The sequence below is a fragment of the Streptomyces sp. 8N706 genome, assembly GCF_052245415.1.
In the GTDB taxonomy this organism is placed as follows: domain Bacteria; phylum Actinomycetota; class Actinomycetes; order Streptomycetales; family Streptomycetaceae; genus Streptomyces.
Genome location: NZ_JBQQBW010000121.1, coordinates 1 through 18,895, shown reverse-complemented (window position 1 = coordinate 18,895; position 18,895 = coordinate 1). Strand labels below are relative to the sequence as shown.

The window sequence follows — 18,895 nt, the reverse complement described above, 5'->3', positions numbered from 1 at the left end:
TCATCAGGCGTGTTCGGTGTCCCACCGCCCTGTGGCCGCACCCGGTCCTCCGGAATCAACGGCCTGGCGAGCTCCCACAAGCCGTCCGGAACAATCCAACCCCACGTCCCCTGCCCCATGAACAGCCAACGACCGATCACCACATAGGACACCGTCTAAAGCCACTGGGACGTGCTGACTGCAGCCCCAGACAGTCTTTCCTGTGCCAGTCTCCGAGCAACTCCGGCTGTCGGGCCAGTGCGTTGACGATACGCAATCCGCGTCCGAGCTGGGCCCTTCGGAGCCTCTGCTGGAGAGGCGGGGCCCAGGTGACCGGCTGTGTGCTTCTGTCGGCAGCTTTGACGGCGTCGGTGGCACCCGCTAGCGTATGCCAAATCAGATAACGGAGTCGGCATGACGGAGGGGCTGTGCTCCTGACGACGGGTCAAGCGGCCGAGGAACTCGGCTGCGCGGTCACGACTTTCCGCCGGCTCGTACGTGCTGGTGTGCTGCCAGGGCTGTCGCGACGTGGAGTCCGCGTGATGATCCCGCTCGAGGTGGTGACGACTCTGAAGGAACGGGCCGTTGCTCCACTGGCGCATCTTCCGGCTCCGGAGATTGCGGTGCTGCGTGCCGATGTGGCCCAGCAGACAGGGAACGGTGCGTGGACCGGATTCTCCGCAACGCTGCCGCCTGAGGAGCTGCTGAAGGCGCTGCGCGGCTGGTGGCGCTGTGATGCGGCGAGTATCGCGGCTGGGCGGGTGCTGCCGGTGACGCTGTCCGGCTTTGTGGTCGCGGTCCTGACCGGACTCGAACACTGGGAGAAAGACGACCGCGGCCGCCACGGCTTCCCCGAAGCAGTTCTCGCCGGATATGCCACTGACCTCGCACAGCCGGTGAAGCAACTGACGGCTCCCGTACGAGAGGACCGGGAACTGGCGGACCTCTTGCTGGGCACCCGCCTGTCCTCGCACTCGGGCGGCGCCATCGCCTATGTCACCACCAACACCACCAACACCGTCGACTGAACCGACGCCGCACAGGGACCGTGATGGACGCCAAGACCTACACCGCCACACTTGCTGAACTGCGTGCCCTGCGCGACGAGATCAAGAAAGCGCGGGCGGTACTGGCGAAGCTCGAGGCGGAACGTGACAAGAAGATCACCGCGCTGGCCGGGCATCACAAGGCGAAGGCGGAACGGATCGCTCCGGCCGCCGGGCTGAGCCTGGCCGAGGTCGTCACCCTCGTCCCGACCCTCGCCCCGGAGGATCTCACCGCCCCGGCCGGGCCCACCGAACCGGCCGAGACCGCCCCGGCCGACCCCACCGAGCCCGGCGACGAGCCGAGGACCGCCGGGCCTGTACCGGGGGCGGTTGCTCCAGAGATGACCGTCCGGATGCCGGTACCCACCTCCACACCCCAGTCCGCACCTGCGGAACCCCAGCCCGCGCCCGATGCGGCTGCAGCTCCTGCCCGTGCGGGAGAAACCCGGACGCTGCTCGCCATCCCTGAGGGCATGGCGGGGGACCGGTGGTTCAGCTTCACCACCAACCTTGCGTCCACGCACCCCAACTTCACCCAGCAGGCACGCTCCACGGTCTTCCTGGACACTGACACGGGAATCCTCGTCCACCGGGACCAGACCCTGCGCCTGGAGCTGAAGTCCCCCTCAGCGGGGGAGATCCTCCAGGCCGTCTTCCACGCCCTTCCCGAGGGCGTGGAGCGGATCTACATCACCGCAGGAGACCCCTGGCACCGCGACGCCGACCGCTACCCCTACCTCAAGGACGCCGTCACCGCCTGGCTCAACGCCCCCACGCCCGGCTGGCGCACTGACACCGGCCGCGGCAAGGACCGCATGGCAGGCCACTTCGTCCACCCCCGCAACCCCGTCGGCCGCTACCAGCGCGAAAACAGCGAGCAGCACGTCGAGATCCGCTCCGTGGGGGAGTGGTTCGACACCGGCGGCGCCGCCCCCGACACCATCCGCGACGCCTTCGTCCTGCTGTGGAAAACCCTGCGCACCCACTGGACCGACGCCGTCATCATGGGATCCCCCTCCCAGACCGGGCGCGACCTGTGGACCCGCACAATCCCCACCCGTGGTCAGTTCGCCGACGGATACCCGGTCCTCTCCGAGGAACTACGCGGCCTGCTGCACTCCACAGCAGGCCAAGGCCGCACCGAACTGCTGACCCCGCCCGACGTTCCTGAACAACTCCCGGCCCTCGTCGAATACGACCGCACCTTCGCCTACGCCAAGCACACCTGGAAATCCGGCGTCGGCACCCCCCGGCGCGTCACCGCAGCCACGTTCGCCTCGTGGTCGGAGAAGGAACAGACCAAAGCCCTCTTCGGCTGCGGTCACTGGCACGTGCGCGTCACCGTCCCCGACGGCTGGGATCACGTCGGTATTCTCCCCGCCCCCGCCCCTGGCGAACGCGCCTGGCATTACCCCCGCACCGGCGGCATCACCTTCACCACCTGGGCCGGAGGCCCCGAGATCTACACCGCCCTGACCAACCCCCTCCAGCCGTGGAAAGTCGAGATCCTCGACGGACTGCTGTGGGATGACGGCAAACCGCTGGACGACTGGTCCAGGAAGCTCAAAGAAAGCTGGTCCCGCCTCGCCGCACAAGCCGACCTCCACACCGACGAACAACAGCGCACCGCCGCCCGCCTGGCCTCCCGCGCCGTCCGCTCCCTCCTCCTCTACGGCATCGGATCCTTCGCCCAACGGCCCCGCATCGTCACCGGCACCACCCCCCGCACTGCCGAACGCGACATCCCCGAAGACGCCGAAATCATCGGCTTCGACGAGCACACCGTCACCTGGCAGCGCCCCACCGGCTTCTCCCGCGACCCCTACGCCCACCCTGAATGGGCCGCCGGCATCTGGTCCGCCGCCCGCGCCGCTCTGCTCTCGATGCGCATGCGCGAGGACAACACCCACGTCGGCGCCCTCCACGCACCCCCCGGAACCGTCGTCGCCTTCCGCACCGACGCCATCTACCTCACCCAGCCCCTGGACTGGCCTTACCACGGCCAACCCGGCGACTACCTCAACAAAGGCCACCTCATCGGCCCCATCACTGCCCCCACCACCGAAGAGGACCTGCTCGCCCTGCGCGATGCCGGCCGCGCCGCCTTCCACCGCAGCCACTCCGGCGGTGAAGCCTGATGCCACCACGCAACCGCCGCGAACTGAACGAGGCCGCCCGCCTCACCGACCAGTTCCAAGCTGCCGGCTACACCAAGCGCGACGTCGCCCGCATCATCAACCGCGACCCCTCCCTGGTCTCCCAGTTCTACACACGCCACAAGGGCGCCGCCTTCGTCCCTGCACTCCGCCATGCGCTCAATGCCGTCCAGACCGCAGGCATCACCGACACCGGCGAACTCGCCGACATCGCCGCTCCCCACATCACGCGTCGCACCACTCGCAGCGGGACAACGGCCCGGGTCCGCACCAAGGCCGTGCTGATCACCCCCACCGGCACCGGCACCGGCCGCGTCGGCGTCCAGGCCATCGCCTCCGGCTCCGCCCGCCTGCGCCCCCTGATTGCCGAAGCCGCCCGCCGCGGCCTGCGCCTGGCCTTCACCGTCCGTATGCCGAAAACCGGGTACGTTCACCCATCCGGCAGCCGCATCGACTCCCCGGGGATCCGCCGCGGCGTCATCCAGCGCGCCGACCACACCGAGGAACGCTCCTATGGCTCGGCGACGACCGGTGGCTTTGATGCCGCCGATTTCGCCCGCCGGGTGGATGCCGCCGCTGGCGATGTCACCGCCGCTGTCCACCAGTGGCTCGTCACAACCGGCCGCATCCATGAAGGCGCTCACATCTCTCACCTGGAGATCCGTACCTGGCGCCCTCGCTGATGGACCGCACGACGACGAAATTGGCGCTCAGCGCTGGCTGCCTTGGTAGGCGTGGCCAGCCACGCCTAACGCTCGGCCAGGAGGAGCATCATCGACCGAGTTACGGGACTTCCGGCTCCTGATGGACAACCGCCCCGGGCCATGATCAAGATCGAAGAACGCTGGTGCTACGCCGACCTCGACGGCCGGATCAGCACCCACCGCCCGCTTCGCCCACGGCCCCACGTCGTACCCCGTGCAGCGCCGTCCGGTCCCCGAACCAGTCAGTGACATGGGTGCCTGTCTGGCCTACGTCGCCGTCACCTGCGTGGGCCGCCTTCTTGACCGCGGCGTCCGGTCCTCGATCGGTACGTTTCTTGAGGCTTCCCCTGAGGTAACCGCCGGTGCAGATCCCGCCCATGCCTGGGGGATGACTTGCCACTGATACCCACACAGCGGTACCCGGCGCCGATCTCGTGCGGAGACGTCCGGAGGCTGATGTCAGTGCTGTGGGGAAGAATCAGCAAGTGATGGAGGGAGGCGAGCATGCCTGCGATGCACAATGATTCCGGCCTGCGTTTACCTGCTCCGAGTGGCTGCCGGTGGTGCGGGGTGGATGAGCGTGAGCACATGCAGCGGTGGAAGCCCCCGGTAGGCTGGCACAAGTGGGAGCCGCCGACGCTGGAGCAGCGTAAAGAGCGGATGAAGGCACGCCGACGCCGCCGTCCCGGTGCACCGAGGCCCGGGACAGCCCAGGCGTTCACGGCTGGCTTTACGCTGCTAGCATCCTGAGCTGGCTGAAGACGGTCCGCAGCTGCTCGGGCACATCGCTGGGGTCCTCGAGTGCCATGGCGAGCTCGTACATCATCTCTGGCTTGCCGCCCGGACCCTCAGGACTCTTCTGCTGCAGGAGTTCCTGAACGCGTGCGCTGAACTTGCCCGTACCGCGCTGTGCAGTGAAGTCGGCGGCCGTCCAGTCGGCGTCGTTGCGCCTCCAGATTTTGTTGGCCACTTTGGCCCAGAGCGTGTCGGGGAAGATCTCCTCGAGCTCGTTGAACTGCTCGGCGCCTGCCTGACCCGGCTCGGGTTCGCCGATGAACTTCACGAAGTCGGGTGCCGCGTGGCCGAAGAACTCGGTCAGTTTGGCGGGCTTGAAGATGCTCTTACGGACGTTGCGGCTGTCGGCGTCGACGACCAGCATCAGCGTCCGGCCGTGCTGGGCGAGGTAGCGGGCCAGGTGGAGGGCGCCCTCGTTGTTGAAGCACGCCCACATCGCGATGCCGGCTGCCTGAAGGGAGAGTCCCTCGCACAGGCGGAACAGCAGAGGGAAGGCGCGCTGCTCGGTTTCCCCCTCCACGGCCAGGAAACAGCGTTCGTGTAGCAGAACGGAGTTGCGCAGACCCACCGCTGCGGCGATCCGACCCAAGTGCAGGTCGATGTCTACTCCGACCACCCCGGCGCCCAGGCGTTCGACGACGGTGCGGTGATCGTGCAGTGTGAGGTGGACCACGTCGGAGATGTCGACGCCGTCGATGAGGTTCATCGAGTGGGTGGCGACTATGACGTTCACATGCGGCAGCGCGCTCTGCTCCCGGATGAGCTGCATGATCTTGCGCTGGTGGTGATAGTCGAGGTGAGTGTCGGGCTCGTCGTAGACGACGATGCTCTGCACCGGGGGCGGTTCAAGGCTGTCATCGCCGGTCGCGCCAGGGGAGGGGTCGCTGCTCTCCTCGTCGGCCAGCAGTTCGCTGGTCCACTCCCAGACAGCCAGCGAGACCCGGCGGTTGCGGCCCAGGCCAGAGCGCTCCAGCCCCATGGATTCCCCGGCAGTGCGGGACAGACGCAGCGGTGCTGAGCGGAAACCCTGCCCGAAGGAGATCTCCGGCTCGACGAACACCTCCTCCAGGTCCGGGCAGCGGGTGCCGATGTGGTCGCACAATGACTTGGCATCGATACGCAGCCGGTCCTTGACGTCGTCCTCCAGTTCATGCAGGCGCCCGCTGAGTTCAGGATCGGCCATATGGGCCTGGAAGCGGCTGGTGAGCGCTGTCTTCACGGCAGCGTCGGGGTGCGCGGTCTTCCCGTCGAAGGCCAGCAGGCGTGGCATGCGCTTGTCCAGCCCCGCGGGTGCCGACTGCCATCCTTCGGTGCTGGAGTGGTCTGCGGCATGGGCACGTAATGCGGCTTCCAGGTCCGCCCGCCGCTGGCTGGCGGGCTTCAGGCCAAGCTCGGCCACGAGCTCCTTGAGGGCGGGCACCAGGTAGGCAGACAGATCTCGTAGCCGCTCGTCATCGGCCAGCGGCCCGAACAGTTCCAGATGCGGAACGAGATCCTCCCCCGACCACCGTCGCACCCGCACCTGAGCAGGCAGGTCGAAGACGGACTGCTCCCAGGTATGGAGTGTGAACGTTCCGGTGACCGTCGTCGTTGCGCAACGCCCGTTGGTGGGAGGCGTGTTGTCGTGACCGGGCTGTTGTACGTAGGTGCGGTCGTCCTGCTCCAACTTGCGCGCACCGACCAGGAAGGCGAGTGCGTCCAGCACCGCGCTCTTTCCGCCATCGTTGTGGCCGGCCAGGATGGTCGGCCTGTTCACCGGTATGTCACCGACATCCCTCAGGGAACGGAATCCGCTCACTGCGAAGCTGATCAGATGCACTGCCTACCCGCTCCGTACCCTCGTCCCGCCCTCACTGGACTGGCGCGCATCGTCAACAAGCCTGCGTGGGGCGTCACTTCTGTCTCGAACGCACCATCCTAGGACTGCCGAACCCCGCTGCACCGCCAGTCATCGCGATTGATCAAGCTGAATCGATCCGCCGCTCGCTTCCTTGATCTATGCGTCCGCAGGCGGCCCTCTTCATGGCAAACCGCCTCGGGCGCCTGCACCAAGACCGTCATCTGCCCCAAAACACGCTCAAAGGAGACTGTTTATCGGGAAAACTCACGCCCCAGCCGCCTCATGGCTACGGTCTGTGTTCATGCGGATCCTGCACACCTCGGACTGGCACTTGGGCCGGCAACTCCATCGCGTGCCGCTTCTCAAGGAGCAGCGCGCCTTCCTGGAGCATCTGCTGGAGACGGTGCGGCGACAAAGCGTTGAGGCTGTGGCCGTCGCGGGCGATGTGTTCGACCGCGCCATCCCGCCGCTGGACGCAATTGACCTGTTCAACTGGGTCCTTGGAGAACTTGCCGATCTCCAGGTGCCGCTCGTCATGATCAGTGGCAACCATGACTCGCCGCGGCGGCTGGGGGTCAATGCCCGGCTGATCGAGCGCGCCGGGATCCACCTGCGGACCGGTGTGGAGGACTGTGCCCGTCCCGCCGTCTTGAACGACGAGCACGGGCCGGTGGCCTTCTACGGCCTGCCCTACCTCGAGCCTGGCCTGGTCCAGGCGCACTTCAGAGCGGAAAAGCCCAGTCATCACGCCGTGCTCAGTGCGGCCATGGACCAGGTCCGCGCCGACCTGGCGGCGCGTCCCGGCGGCACCCGGTCGGTCGTCCTGGCCCACGCCTTCGTCACCGGAGCGGACACCAGCGACAGCGAGCGCGACATCACCGCTGGTGGCGTTCCCTCCGTCGCCGTCTCCCTCTTCGCCGGGGTGGACTATGTAGCGCTGGGGCACTTGCATCGCTGCCAGCAAGTCAGTGAGCGCATCCGATACAGCGGATCCCCGCTGGCCTACTCCTTCTCCGAAGCAGATCACCCCAAGGCCATGTGGCTGATCGACCTGGACGCCGACTCCCACCTCACGGCACACAAGCTCCTATGCCCGGTACCCCGCCACATGCGCCAACTGACCGGCACTCTGAACGACCTGCTGACCCGTCCCGAGTACCTCGAGTACGAAAAGTGCTGGCTGCACATCACGCTCACCGACCCTGACCGGCCGCACATGGCCATGGAACGCCTGCAGCAACGCTTTCCCCACGCCTTGAAACTGAGCTTCTCCCAGGAGCAGCGCACCAACGACGAGTCCTACCGGGCACGCGTTAACGGCCGCACCGACCACGACATCACGCTGGGATTCCTTCACCACGTCACCGGCGCTCCGGCCACCGGCCCGGAGCAGGACCTGCTGCAAGAGGGACTGGAAAGCGTCCGCACCGAAGCCGCCGCGCGAGAGGCCAGCTGATGTACCTCCACCACCTGACCGTCCAGGCGTTCGGCCCGTTCGCGCGCACGGAAGACGTCGACTTCGATGCCCTGACCAGCAGCGGCCTGTTTCTGCTGCGCGGCGACACCGGAGCGGGGAAGACCAGCATCCTGGACGCGGTCTGCTTCGCCCTTTACGGCAACGTGCCCGGCATCCGCCCCACCCACCGCCTGCGTAGCGACCACGCCCCCACCGATACACGCACCCGGGTCGTCCTCGAATTCAGCGCAGCCGGCCGCCGCTTGAAAATCACGCGAACGCCCAGGCAGACCTATCCCAGCTCGCGCGCCAAGAACGGTTTTGCCACCGCCGAAGCCACCGTGCAGCTTCACAAGCGGACCGGCACCGCGGACGGCCCCGCAACGTGGGATCCGGTCTGTGCCAACCACCAGGACACCGCCAAAGAGATCGAGGCGGCTTTGGGGCTGTCCAAGGAGCAGTTCTGCCAGGTCGTCCTCCTGCCCCAGGGAGACTTCGCGAAATTCCTGCGGGCCGATGCCAAAGACCGCGCCGTACTGCTGCGCCGGCTCTTCGACACCGGACACTTCCAGGAACTGCAGGTATGGCTCACCAACCGCAGCAAGACCATGAAGAAGGACCTCGACGAGGTCGCCACCGCCGTACAGCAGCTCAGCGAACGCATCGACCAGGAAGCAGCCCCCTTCCTCCAGCAAGGCGACACGGACCAGCCTGCCCGGCCCGACGCCCAGCACTCCGCCGACGCCCTCTCCTGGGCCCAACACCTGCTCACCCTCGCCCAAAGCGCCCACCTCACCGCTCTGGCCGACGAAAAACGCAGCGACCAGGCCCACCAGCAGGCCAAAGACGAACACCAGCGCGCCACCGAACTCGAAAACCGCCAACGCCAGCACAACCACGCCCTCGCGCGCCGCGCCGCCCTGGATGACAAGGCCGCCGACCACCCACGTCTGCGTGACCAACTGGACAAAGGCCGCCGCGCCGAACTGCTGCGTCCCCTGCTCGACGGCCTGGAGCGCACCACCCTCGCCCTCCAAAAAGCCAGGACCGCTGAAGGTGAAGCCCGCACGCTGCTGCCTGCCGCCCACCGCCATGACGAGATTGCCCAGCTGCGAGTAGCCCTCGAACAGCACCACGCCGAGCGAGGTCGCGTCGAAGGACTGCTGCCGGAAGAGCAGCGCCACGCACAGCTCGGAACACAGATCGCAGAGCTCGACACCAAGGAACAGCAGGCACAAACCGATCTGGACGAGGCCACGCATTGGCTCACAGCATGGCCCGCCCTGGAGGCTGAGCACACCGGCCGCCTGGAAGGCATGGTCAAGGCCGCAGATCAGGTACCTCAACGTGAGCAGGCCGTCCAGGCGCTGGATGCCCAGGTCGAAGCGGCTCGCCGCCGCGACACCCTCGCCACCCGGCTCGCCTCAGCCACAGAAACCGAGACACAGCGCGAAGCTGAAGCACTCCAGGCCAAGAAGGACTGGCTCGACCTGCGCGAACGCCGTCTGGACGGCATGGCCGGAGAACTGGCCGCCGAACTCACCGAAGGAACCCCATGCTCGGTATGCGGCTCACCCACCCACCCAGCCCCGGCACAGCGACCAGCCGATCAGCCCAGCCGCGAGGACGAGAACAACGCCCGCACCGCCCATGAACAGGCCGAGGCCGCGCACACCCGGGCCAGCCGCGCCCGCAGCGACCTCGCCACCCAGCATGCGCAAGCGCTCGGAGCAGCAGGGCCCACTCCTGCTGACGAGCTCGAGTTACAGCTTCAGGCAGCCCGGAAAGCTCACCAAGCCACATGTGACGAAGCCGCCAAGCTGCCCTCCGCCCAGGAGGAGCTGGCCCGGCTCCGGAGTGAATGCGACACCCGCGCCCAGCAACACCAGGAAGCCAAGGACCGTCTGACCGAATGCCAGATGCGCAGCAAGGCCCTGGCCCAGCAGCAGCACACCATCGCCGGTGCCCTGGAAACTGCACGCGGCACCGCCGCGACCCTCGGCGATCGCATGACCGAGCTCACCCGCACCGCGGAGCGCCTGGCAAGTGCCATCGACGCCGCGCAGACGACAGCCGCCGCGGCCGACCGCCACCGTGACGCGACTACCGTCGCCGACCAAGCAGCCCGGGACGCCGGCTTCCCCACCCGTGAGGAGGCCGCCGCCGCACTGCAATCCCCAGCCCTCCTGCAGCAGTGGAGCCAAGAACTCGAGCAGTGGGACAAGGACGACGCCGTCGTCACCGACATCCTGAAAACCCCGGACCTGCTCGAGGCCAGCATCCAACCTCCCGCTGACCTGCAAGCCGCGGCTGATGCTCTCCTGCAAGCCGAAGGTCGCATGAAAACCACCGCCGGCACGTCCCAGCAGGCCCGCGACCGTGTCACTGCGCTGACCGGACTGATCGCCGACCTCGAAGCCCGCCTAAGCGACCTGGAACCCCTTCAGGCGCGCCATGCCCTGGCTGACCGCCTGGCCTGCATCGCGTCAGCCACCACCACCGCCAACACGCGCAGCATGGAACTGGAGGCCTACGTCCTGGCCGCACGACTCGAAGAGATCGCCGACGCGGCCAACATCCGCCTGCAGGCCATGACCTCAGAGCGCTACCTCCTTCTACACAGTGACGAAAAGGACGCTGGCCGACGCGGACGTCTCAAGGCGGGACTGGGACTGAGAATCCTCGACACGTGGACCGGCACCGAACGCGAAACCTCCACCCTGTCCGGCGGCGAGACCTTCACCGCCTCCCTCGCCCTGGCCCTCGGCCTGGCCGACGTCGTCACCCAGGAAGCCAGCGGCCGCCCCTTGGGAACCCTGTTCATCGACGAAGGCTTCGGCACCCTCGACGACCAGAACCTGCAAGACGTGATGGACGTGCTCGACCAGCTGCGCGCCGGGAACCGAGCAGTCGGGATCGTCAGCCATGTCGCCGAACTCGGCCGCCGCATCCCCAGCCAGCTGAACGTGGTGAAACACCGCAACGGCTCCACACTGCGACCTTTGATCAGCGCCGATCTGTAACTCCAGAACACCCGACTGAGACTTCACCACCGCCTGCACGCTCGCCAGCCCAATAGCCTGCTCCCAGAGGGCGGGGCACCCCTGTCCCGCCCTGCCCGTCCGCCGACCCCGGAGCGGTACACCCCCATGGCCCCTTCCGACACCACACTGCGACCGCACCAGAAGGAAGCCGTCGCAGCGGCCGCCCAGACCCTGCGGGACAACGCGCGGGCAAGTGTGATCGCGGCGTGCGGGACCGGCAAGACCCTGATCGCTGCCCGCACCACCGCCCGCATCACCCCCCGCGGGAAAGCGCTGGTGCTGCTGCCGACACTGGACTTGCTGTCCCAGACGATCCGTTCCTGGCGGGCCGCGGGTCGCAAGGGCACCGCGGTCGCCGCATGCTCGGCCCGCCAGGCCCTCGATCACGAGCCGCTCGGCGCCAGCGTTCCCATGACCACCGACCCCGCCGACCTGGTCGCCCTCACCTTCGCCCAGACCGGTCCAGTCACTGTCTACGCCACCTACGCCTCCCTGCCTGTCGTCGTCACCGCCCACCGCGACCACCACCTGCCCGAGTGGGACCTCGTCGTCGTCGATTTTACCAACCGTCACTGACGTGTGTGGGACGTTCGCGTGGAGTGGTCCGCGGGTGTGGGGGAGGGGTGTGGACTGCGGGCTGAGGTGCCGCTACTGGGGCGGTTCCCGGTTCGGAGGGGCGGCACATGGTGGGTGGCCGGTTGGTGGTGGACCAGTTACGGGTGCAGGAGATCGTCCGTGGGGACGGCCGGGTTTCTTACACGGTCGTGGACACCGACTGCACGCTTGTGGCGGAGGCGGACAAGTTCCTGCGTACCTGTCGGGCGGGTACGGACCGTACGTACGCGTATGTGCTGGTCGATCACCTGCGGTGGCTGCGGTTCGCGGGCCTGGACACACAGTCGGTGTCGCTTGAGGACCTGCGGCACTACATGGCAGCTCTCGGAGCTCACTACCCGGGGCCGTTCGGTCTGCCGTGGCGGGAAGGCAAGCGCCCCTACGGACACAGCGCGCTGAAGACCGCAGCAGCCTGCCTAAAGGGCTTCTACCTCCACCTGGGCATCCGGGGAGTGAACCCGCCGCTGGCCGAGGCGCTACGGACAACACGGCTGCCCACGCGGGCGGACCGGCGCCGGGCGATGCTCGGACACGTCCTGCACAGCATGCCCGCGAACCCTCTGGCTCCGGCGGAGCGGGTGCGCCGGCATCCGAAGATGCTGCCCGAAGGCGCCCGGGATCTGCTGCTGGGGGCGGTGTCGTGCGCGCGGGACCGGATGGTGGTCACGTGGCTGGCCGACGGCGGTTTCCGTATCGGGGAGCTGTGCGGGCTGCGCCTGGTCGACCTGCACCTGCGGGAGCAAGCCGCGTGCGGTCAGTGCCGGGGGCCGCACGTGCACATCTGCCACCGCGAGGACAACGCCAACCGGGCCCGAGTCAAAACCAAAACACCCTGGACCTGGCAGGACAACGCGGTGTCCGGGGGTACGGTGCGCCGGGCGAGCCCGGCGATGATCCACACCTACTTCGAGTACATCACCACCCAGTACCCCGCCCAGCCCGTTCACGGCATGCTCCTGGTCAGCCTGCACGGCCCCTCCCGAGGGCAGCCGTGGACCACCGCAGCGGCCCGTGGCATGCTGCGCCGGGCTGCCACCCGCGTGGAGATCGGCCGGGTGGTACCGCACGCCTTCCGGCACAGCTTCGCCACCGCGGTGCTGGACGCTGCACGGGGCAACGCGGTGATCGCGCGTGAGGCCGGCGGCTGGGCCTCGGCCGCGACCGTCGAGCAGGTCTACGGCCACGTGGATGTCCATGACCCGGTCTTCACCGCGGCGCTGGAGCAGGTGTGGGGGACACAGCCGTGATCCCGCTGACGCTGCTGCCCGGCCGCACCGACACCACCCGCATCGGCCGCGACCGGCTCGAACTGCTCACGGCCCTCATCGACGCCCCCGCATTCGATCCGCTCTATCGCGACACGCTGATCAGGATCCCGCCTCAGCACCCGGTCTATAGCTGGGAATGCTCCATCAACGGCTGCGGGCGCTCTCGTCAGGTAAGCCACGTCATCTGCGAATCCCATCACCAGCTGTGGGCTCAGGGTCAGGCATCCGGCATGACCAGAGCCGACTTCCTGCGCACCGCCGAGCCGCTCCCTGCTGTTAGGGGTATCGACCACGGTCCCTGCCGAATCTGCCCGCAACGGCCGGCCACCACGGCCGCGCTCCGGCTGTGCAGCCAGCACTACGCACGCTGGCAACACCATGCCGGCACCGCACGGGCCGAAGAAAAAGCATTCCAGCAGTGGCTGGGCACACAAACCCCGCTGGCGGGATACGGCACCTGCCAGGCGGTGTGCCCTCTGCTGGCCTCCTCCTCGCTGGGGCTGTGCCGTCAGCACGAGAACCGCTATCAGGGAAAAGGCCGCCCCGGGGGAGCCGAAGTCGATACCTCGGCCCACGGCAGGGGTCGGCACGGCAGGCGTCTGCCGGTGATCTATCAGGACGAAGACGCCTTCCGTACCTGGTGTGCCCAGGTGCTCCCCGTCACCCAGCCCGGACTGATCAACCTGCACGGCCTGCCCCCACTGCTCGCCGCAGAGATTAAGTGGGGCCTGAACGCCCACGCACGAGTCGAACAACGCTCGACCTGGGACCTCAACGGCATCAAGAACCTGATCAACCACTGCTGGCGCGGACGATTCACCTCCCTGAGCGACCTCGACGGCGAGGGCTACCAGGGCCTGACCCGCAGGCAGTTCGACTCCATGGTGCGCCAGATCTGCTGGGAGACCGTCAACGGCCTGCGCTGCGTCTACTACAGCCCCTCAGACACCAAGGACGCCGGCTTCCTGGAGACCGATCATTTCGGACGGCGCTTCAAGAACGCCCAGAGCCACTTCGACATCACCGCCGTTCCCCAGAGGTGGTTGCGCGACCTGCTCTGGGACCATCTCGCCGAGTGGCTCCGATCCCCGCAGTGCCCCCGCACCCGAGGCCCCTTCGACCAGATGCGCCGCGCCGCCGTCGAACTGGGCGTCTTCCTCCAAGCCGACGCCCCCGACGCCGGCCACGACCCCACCGCGCTGCGCCGTGAGCACGCCGAGCGGTTCGTCGCCGACCAGCGCCACCGCGCCCGCCACAACCTGCCGTCCCTGGGCATGGTCCTGGTCGACGGACGATCCCCCACCGTCACCGACCGGAGCTGCCAATTCGTCTTCAACGGGGCACGCAAACTGCTCTACAGCGCTATCACCACCGGCCACGCCGAACGCCTCGGCATCGACACCGGCTTCCTCACTGCCATTCCCTTCGGCGGCGCCGGCCTCAAACAGCGCTCCCGCAACCCCTTCAGCGACGACGTCGCCCGCGCGCTGACCGACGAAACCAACCTGCGCCGCCTGGAGGAACTCGACCTCAACGACCGAGGCCTGCGGGACATCTGGGAGACCATCGTCGCCACCGGGCGTCGCTGCAGCGAGGTCGTCGGACTGCGACTGGACTGCCTCGGCCGCTACCGCGGCCTGGCCATGCTGTGGCACGACCAGACCAAGGTCGGCAACTACAACGAGGGCATCCGCATCCCCGAACCCGTCTACCACCGCCTCGATGCCCGCCGCACCAAGACACTCCAACTGTTCGAAAAGCGCTACGGCCGCACCCCAGCAGCCGCCGAACGCCCCAGCCTGGCCCTGTTCCCCTCCCGCATCCGCAACCCCAACGGCCGACAACCGATCTCCTACGGACACTTCAACCAGCGCTTCAAGACCTGGATCGACGACCTCGACCTCGGCGGCGCCTACGTCGCCCACCAGGCCCGCCACACCTTGGCCACCAACCTGCTGCGCGCCGGCGCCACGCTCACCCACATCCGCCGCTACCTCGGCCAGCTCTCCGAACGCATGGCCGAGCACTACGTGAAGATCACCAACAGCGACCTCGAAGACGTCCTGAACACCGTCTGGGTAGCCGGGCCCGGCGCACCCCACCCAGGCAAACTCCTCTCCGGCGACACCACCCCCATGGACCGCGAGACAGCCCTCGCCCTGGCCCTGGACCTCTCCCGCCGCAGCACTCCCACCGACGGAGGGTTCTGCACCTACCAACCCGTCGTCGACGGCGGAGCCTGCCCCTGGAAACTCGACTGCGAGAACTGCGACAACTTCGTCCTCTCCGGCGCAGACCTCACCCTCGACCTGCGGCGCCCACAGGACTACTTCCACCGCACCTGGAGCACCGCTTTCCGCGCCCGAGACCTCGCAGCACTGCCAGCCTCCGACGACACCACAGGGCAGCCATGAGGACTTCCCGCACCGACGCGGCCATACGAGCCCGCCGCCAAGCCACCCAAGAGATGCTTCAACGCCTCCAGACCGCCCTGGCGGCTATGGCGCGCGACCATACCCCTGTCACCGTCGCAGCCGTTGCCCGTACCGCCCGCGTCTCACGCACCTTCCTCTACCAAAACCAGCAAGCCAGAGCCCTTGTGGAGCAGGCCGTCCGCACAAGCAGCTCTCACCCCGAACTTTCCAACAGCAGCAACCACAGGCAGCCGACACAGCCTGCCTGGAGAGAACGCGCCCTCAATGCCGAAGAGGCACTTGCCCAGACACAGCGCGAAATCCTCACTCAGCGCACCCACATGGCAGCACTCCTTGGCAAGATCCGCGACCTTGAACACGATCTCCCCGAAGGCTCACTTCAGCGGATCGTCACCGAGAACACCAGCCTGAAGCAGCAAGCACGACAGCTCACCCAGGACAACCAACGCCTCCAAGACCGTCTGGCCGGCGCCCGCCAGAACAACCGCTTCCTGGACAAGCGAGTCGCAGATCTTGAAGCCCAACTCGCGCCCTACCTCACCGCCCCACCTCCGCCGCCGTGAACCAGCTGCGGCAACGCCGGCTGAAGACGGCGCGCTTCCTCGTTCGCCGTCACACCCAGTCAATGCCGAGGTTGGCGAGCGCTGCGAGTCTGTCGGGAGCGAGCTTCGTCCTGCGGGTCTTCTGGTTCATGATCCATACCCCAAGCCGGACCTCGGTGCCATCCTCCAGCCGCTCTACATGGGCCCTGGGAACCGTCACGGAGCCCTCACGGGCCTTGTACTGCGCCAGGGCCGCCACGCCCCGCTCGAAGGCGCTCACGGGCGTGGTGGACGGTTTCGCGGGCGTGTCCGGCTCCGGGGCGGGCGGCGTGATGCCGAGCTGCTCCAGGCGCTCGCGCTGCCCGTCTGTCAGGGCCTGCCAGACCTCCGGTTTCCGCTGCCGGGCCAGCCACTTCCCGATGTCCATGCCGTGGACCGTGAGGCCAGGAAGGACGTCTGCCTGGCCCTCTTCGTCGGCGACCAGCTCCCGCAGCGCCGCGTAGTGGCGTTGCCATTCGGCCGGCCACGCCGGGTTCCAGTCCTCATCGACCTCGCGCAGTGCCCTCTCCCATTCGGGGCGTCCGTCCAGAGCACCCTGCCGCCTCAAATTTGCGAGCCACATCCCCAACGGCCGGTCGAGCATGCTCGCGGACCGGGGCGCGCACAGCGTCCAATGCTGCTCGTAGTAGGCCTTGGCGGCTTCGAGGTTTTCCTGGAAGCGTTCGTCAGCGAGGCTCCAGACCATGCCGAGTTGTTCGAGCCGGCGGGCGCGTTGGCCGGTCATCTGTCCGGCTGTGTAGGCGCGTCGTTGTTCTGCGACCCATTGTCCAAGTGGTGTGGCGCCTTCGCGGTGTCCGTAGGGCACGCGGGCGTTCCCGACCCGTTCGACGTATGTCTTCAGTTTTGCCCAGGCGCGTGCCCAGTCCTGGCGTTCGGTGTCGATCACGTTGAAGGAGACCCAGTCGGCGACCATCACCGGGTCGCGTGGGGCGGCGAAACGGAGCAGCAACCGTGATTCGGCTTCGCCTTCCTCGGGCGGCGTGCCGATGTTCACGGACGGCTGAGCGACATCCTTCTGAGGCTCCTGGGGAATGGCGAGCAGCTCGACGGCTTCTTCATCGTGAGCGCGCAGACCTTCCAAGACTTTCACCAACGGGCGATACGACCCCGAGGTGAACATATCCTCGGGCATTTCTCCGGGCTGGAGGAAGACAGGCACGATCAAGGAAGCGAGTTTGCCCTGTCCCGGCTTTTGGCGGAGTGCCCGGCCGATGGCCTGGACGATGTCGTGCGGCGCTCCCTTCGGATCCAACAGGGCAACGGAGTCCACCGCGCGGATGTCGACCCCCTCACCCAGAACACGGCAGTTGGAGAGCACGGCCCGCTGCGCCGTGGACCCGAACGAGCCGAGAACCTCCTGCCGGTGCTCGGGGACGTGCTCGCCGCACAGCCAGTCGGCCCAGATGCGCTTCGGGTAGGTCTCGGGCTGATCCGCGTGCAGCTTCGCAGCCACCCGCTCCAGACCCTCCGCGTACGCCTGCGCCTCAATCGTCCGGTGATGGAAGGTGATGCACGTCGACAGGTCGTGCTGCGCCATCGTGTGCAACAGCGCGGCCTGCAAGGCCCCGAGCCGCTGACCGCGCACCTCTTCGCTGCGCCGCTCCTCGCCCATCAGCCGTTCCGGAGTGACGACCGGGTCCTTCAGCTCCAGCACGATGATCTGGTAGCGCGCCAGCAAACCTCGGGAGACGGCTGATGCGAGCGAGAGCTTGTAGAGGACGGGCCCGAAGACGGTCTCGTCGTCCATGGAAGCTGCCATCTCCCGCGGCAGCGGGTCACGGACTCCTTCGGCGATCTCCCGATTGAGCCGCTCCTCCCAGATCCGTGGTGTGGCCGTCAGGTACAGTCGGCGTGCTGCCGGGATGACGCTCTGATCGTGGATGGCCGCCCAGGCCTTACCCATCGAACCACTTGTCCTGTGGGCCTCATCAACCACCGCGAGGTCTACTCGATCAAGCTTCTGACCGTAGGCGCCCTCGAATGCCTCCGCCAGAACCCCCAGGGACGCGTAGGTGGCGTAGATGGTCACCGGCCCCCGCCCGTGCCACAGCGCCAACTGGATCGGGTTCGTCGTGGAGCGCACCTTCAACGACCACAGCTCCGGATCGTCCTGGAGCGAACACACCGCCACCGCCGGCCCCTTGTGCCCGGCCTCGTGCCACGCCCTCACCGTCTGCGCCAGAAGATCCAGCGTCGGCACCAGCACGAGCACACGCCCCCTGGGCACAAGCCGCCTCGCTGCCACCGCCGCCATGATGGTCTTCCCTGTGCCACACGCGGCGTGCACCTGCCCGCGAAGACCATTCCAGGGGATTCCACCCGGCGGAACATCAAGACCGCGCACAATGGCGGCAACGGCCTCGATCTGGTGATCACGCAGCTTCACGGCCATGCCCCGTGTTCTCCTTTTCGCGGAATGCAGCGCGTAATAGCAAATGGAATCCAGGCGCAAGGTGCGCGGCGGTAGGGGTGTAGCATCTGATCCCAGACTCTACACAGTGATGACTCGTGATGCATCATTCGCGCACCAACTTCTGAGCCCGAGGGTGACACCTGACTCAATTCCATCCACGAACGGCCGGTTGTCCTATATACTGACAGGGCGTTGGTGAACACGTCGGGACAGTCAGACGTTGGGGGAGGGGTTCAGGGTGGAGCGCAGCGGAACCCGTCGCTACCGTGAGGCCGGCACCCCGTCAGGCCGATGGTCTGTCACATCCGTTGCAGGGGTGGTAGCTGGGAATCCCAAGCCCTACACAGACCCGCGCGCGATGCACCCACCCCTTGCAGCCAGCCTCAGGAATCACGCTTGCGGGATTCCCCCAATTCGCGCTTGCGCGAATTGACACGCACTCAGAATTCCGCTTGCGGAATTCGATTCCCGCGCTTGCGCGGGAATCTGGCGGAGCGTCAGCGGAGCCGCTCTCTATGCAGCGCGCCAGCGCTGCATATCCC

General features: G+C 67.4%; 11 protein-coding genes and 1 pseudogene. 9 read left to right on the top strand and 3 right to left on the bottom strand.

All coding sequences use genetic code 11. The annotated features are described in order from the left end of the window. A pseudogene (locus tag ACTWQE_RS29330) lies at positions 1-119 on the bottom strand (IS5/IS1182 family transposase); the annotation flags it as partial. A gap of 288 nt (positions 120-407) precedes the next feature. Here ACTWQE_RS29330 and ACTWQE_RS29325 point away from each other — a divergent pair. Genes ACTWQE_RS29325 through ACTWQE_RS29315 form a run of 3 tightly spaced genes read left to right on the top strand, consistent with a single transcriptional unit; the run spans position 408 to position 3,864 of the window. Next, positions 408-1,007 (top strand): helix-turn-helix domain-containing protein, encoded by a 600-nt coding sequence (locus ACTWQE_RS29325; RefSeq protein WP_443332099.1) that lies wholly within the window; start codon positions 408-410, stop codon positions 1,005-1,007. A 23-nt stretch (positions 1,008-1,030) separates the two neighbouring features. Further along, positions 1,031-3,163, top strand: coding sequence for a hypothetical protein (locus ACTWQE_RS29320; RefSeq protein WP_443332098.1), 2,133 nt, complete (start codon positions 1,031-1,033; stop codon positions 3,161-3,163). After that, on the top strand, positions 3,163-3,864 hold the full coding sequence (locus ACTWQE_RS29315) for a helix-turn-helix domain containing protein (RefSeq protein WP_443332097.1): 702 nt from the start codon (positions 3,163-3,165) through the stop codon (positions 3,862-3,864). The genes ACTWQE_RS29320 and ACTWQE_RS29315 overlap by 1 nt, the downstream gene beginning before the upstream one ends. Before the next feature lie 751 nt (positions 3,865-4,615). Here the strand turns inward: ACTWQE_RS29315 and ACTWQE_RS29310 are convergent. Beyond that, positions 4,616-6,436 carry an AAA family ATPase gene (locus tag ACTWQE_RS29310; protein ID WP_443332096.1) on the bottom strand — a complete coding sequence of 607 codons (1,821 nt, stop codon included), beginning with the start codon at positions 6,434-6,436 and terminating at the stop codon, positions 4,616-4,618. Between the two features lie 385 nt (positions 6,437-6,821). Here ACTWQE_RS29310 and ACTWQE_RS29305 point away from each other — a divergent pair, with 385 nt between their 5' ends. The 6 genes from ACTWQE_RS29305 (at position 6,822) to ACTWQE_RS29280 (ending at position 15,901) form a co-directional block, all read left to right on the top strand. Then, on the top strand, positions 6,822-7,976 hold the full coding sequence (locus ACTWQE_RS29305) for an exonuclease SbcCD subunit D (protein ID WP_443332095.1): 1,155 nt from the start codon (positions 6,822-6,824) through the stop codon (positions 7,974-7,976). After that, positions 7,976-10,999: an AAA family ATPase gene (locus tag ACTWQE_RS29300; RefSeq protein WP_443332094.1), complete on the top strand. Its 3,024-nt coding sequence runs from the start codon at positions 7,976-7,978 to the stop codon at positions 10,997-10,999. Before ACTWQE_RS29305 ends, ACTWQE_RS29300 begins: the two co-directional genes overlap by 1 nt. A gap of 126 nt (positions 11,000-11,125) precedes the next feature. Then, a complete protein-coding gene (locus ACTWQE_RS29295) occupies positions 11,126-11,596 on the top strand; it encodes a DEAD/DEAH box helicase family protein (protein ID WP_443332093.1) in 471 nt (156 codons plus the stop codon). A 107-nt stretch (positions 11,597-11,703) separates the two neighbouring features. After that, positions 11,704-12,882: a tyrosine-type recombinase/integrase gene (locus ACTWQE_RS29290; protein WP_443332092.1), complete on the top strand. Its 1,179-nt coding sequence runs from the start codon at positions 11,704-11,706 to the stop codon at positions 12,880-12,882. After that, on the top strand, positions 12,864-15,317 hold the full coding sequence (locus ACTWQE_RS29285) for a tyrosine-type recombinase/integrase (protein ID WP_443332091.1): 2,454 nt from the start codon (positions 12,864-12,866) through the stop codon (positions 15,315-15,317). The genes ACTWQE_RS29290 and ACTWQE_RS29285 overlap by 19 nt, the downstream gene beginning before the upstream one ends. After that, a complete protein-coding gene (locus ACTWQE_RS29280) occupies positions 15,314-15,901 on the top strand; it encodes a DUF6262 family protein (protein WP_443332090.1) in 588 nt (195 codons plus the stop codon). Before ACTWQE_RS29285 ends, ACTWQE_RS29280 begins: the two co-directional genes overlap by 4 nt. Positions 15,902-15,950: 49 nt before the next feature. On the opposite strand, the gene ACTWQE_RS29275 is transcribed toward ACTWQE_RS29280, so the two are convergent. Beyond that, the gene (locus ACTWQE_RS29275) at positions 15,951-18,332 is read right to left on the bottom strand and encodes a Helicase associated domain protein (protein ID WP_443332089.1); all 2,382 of its coding nucleotides are present in this window, start codon (positions 18,330-18,332) and stop codon (positions 15,951-15,953) included. Between the last annotated feature and the right edge of the window lie 563 nt (positions 18,333-18,895).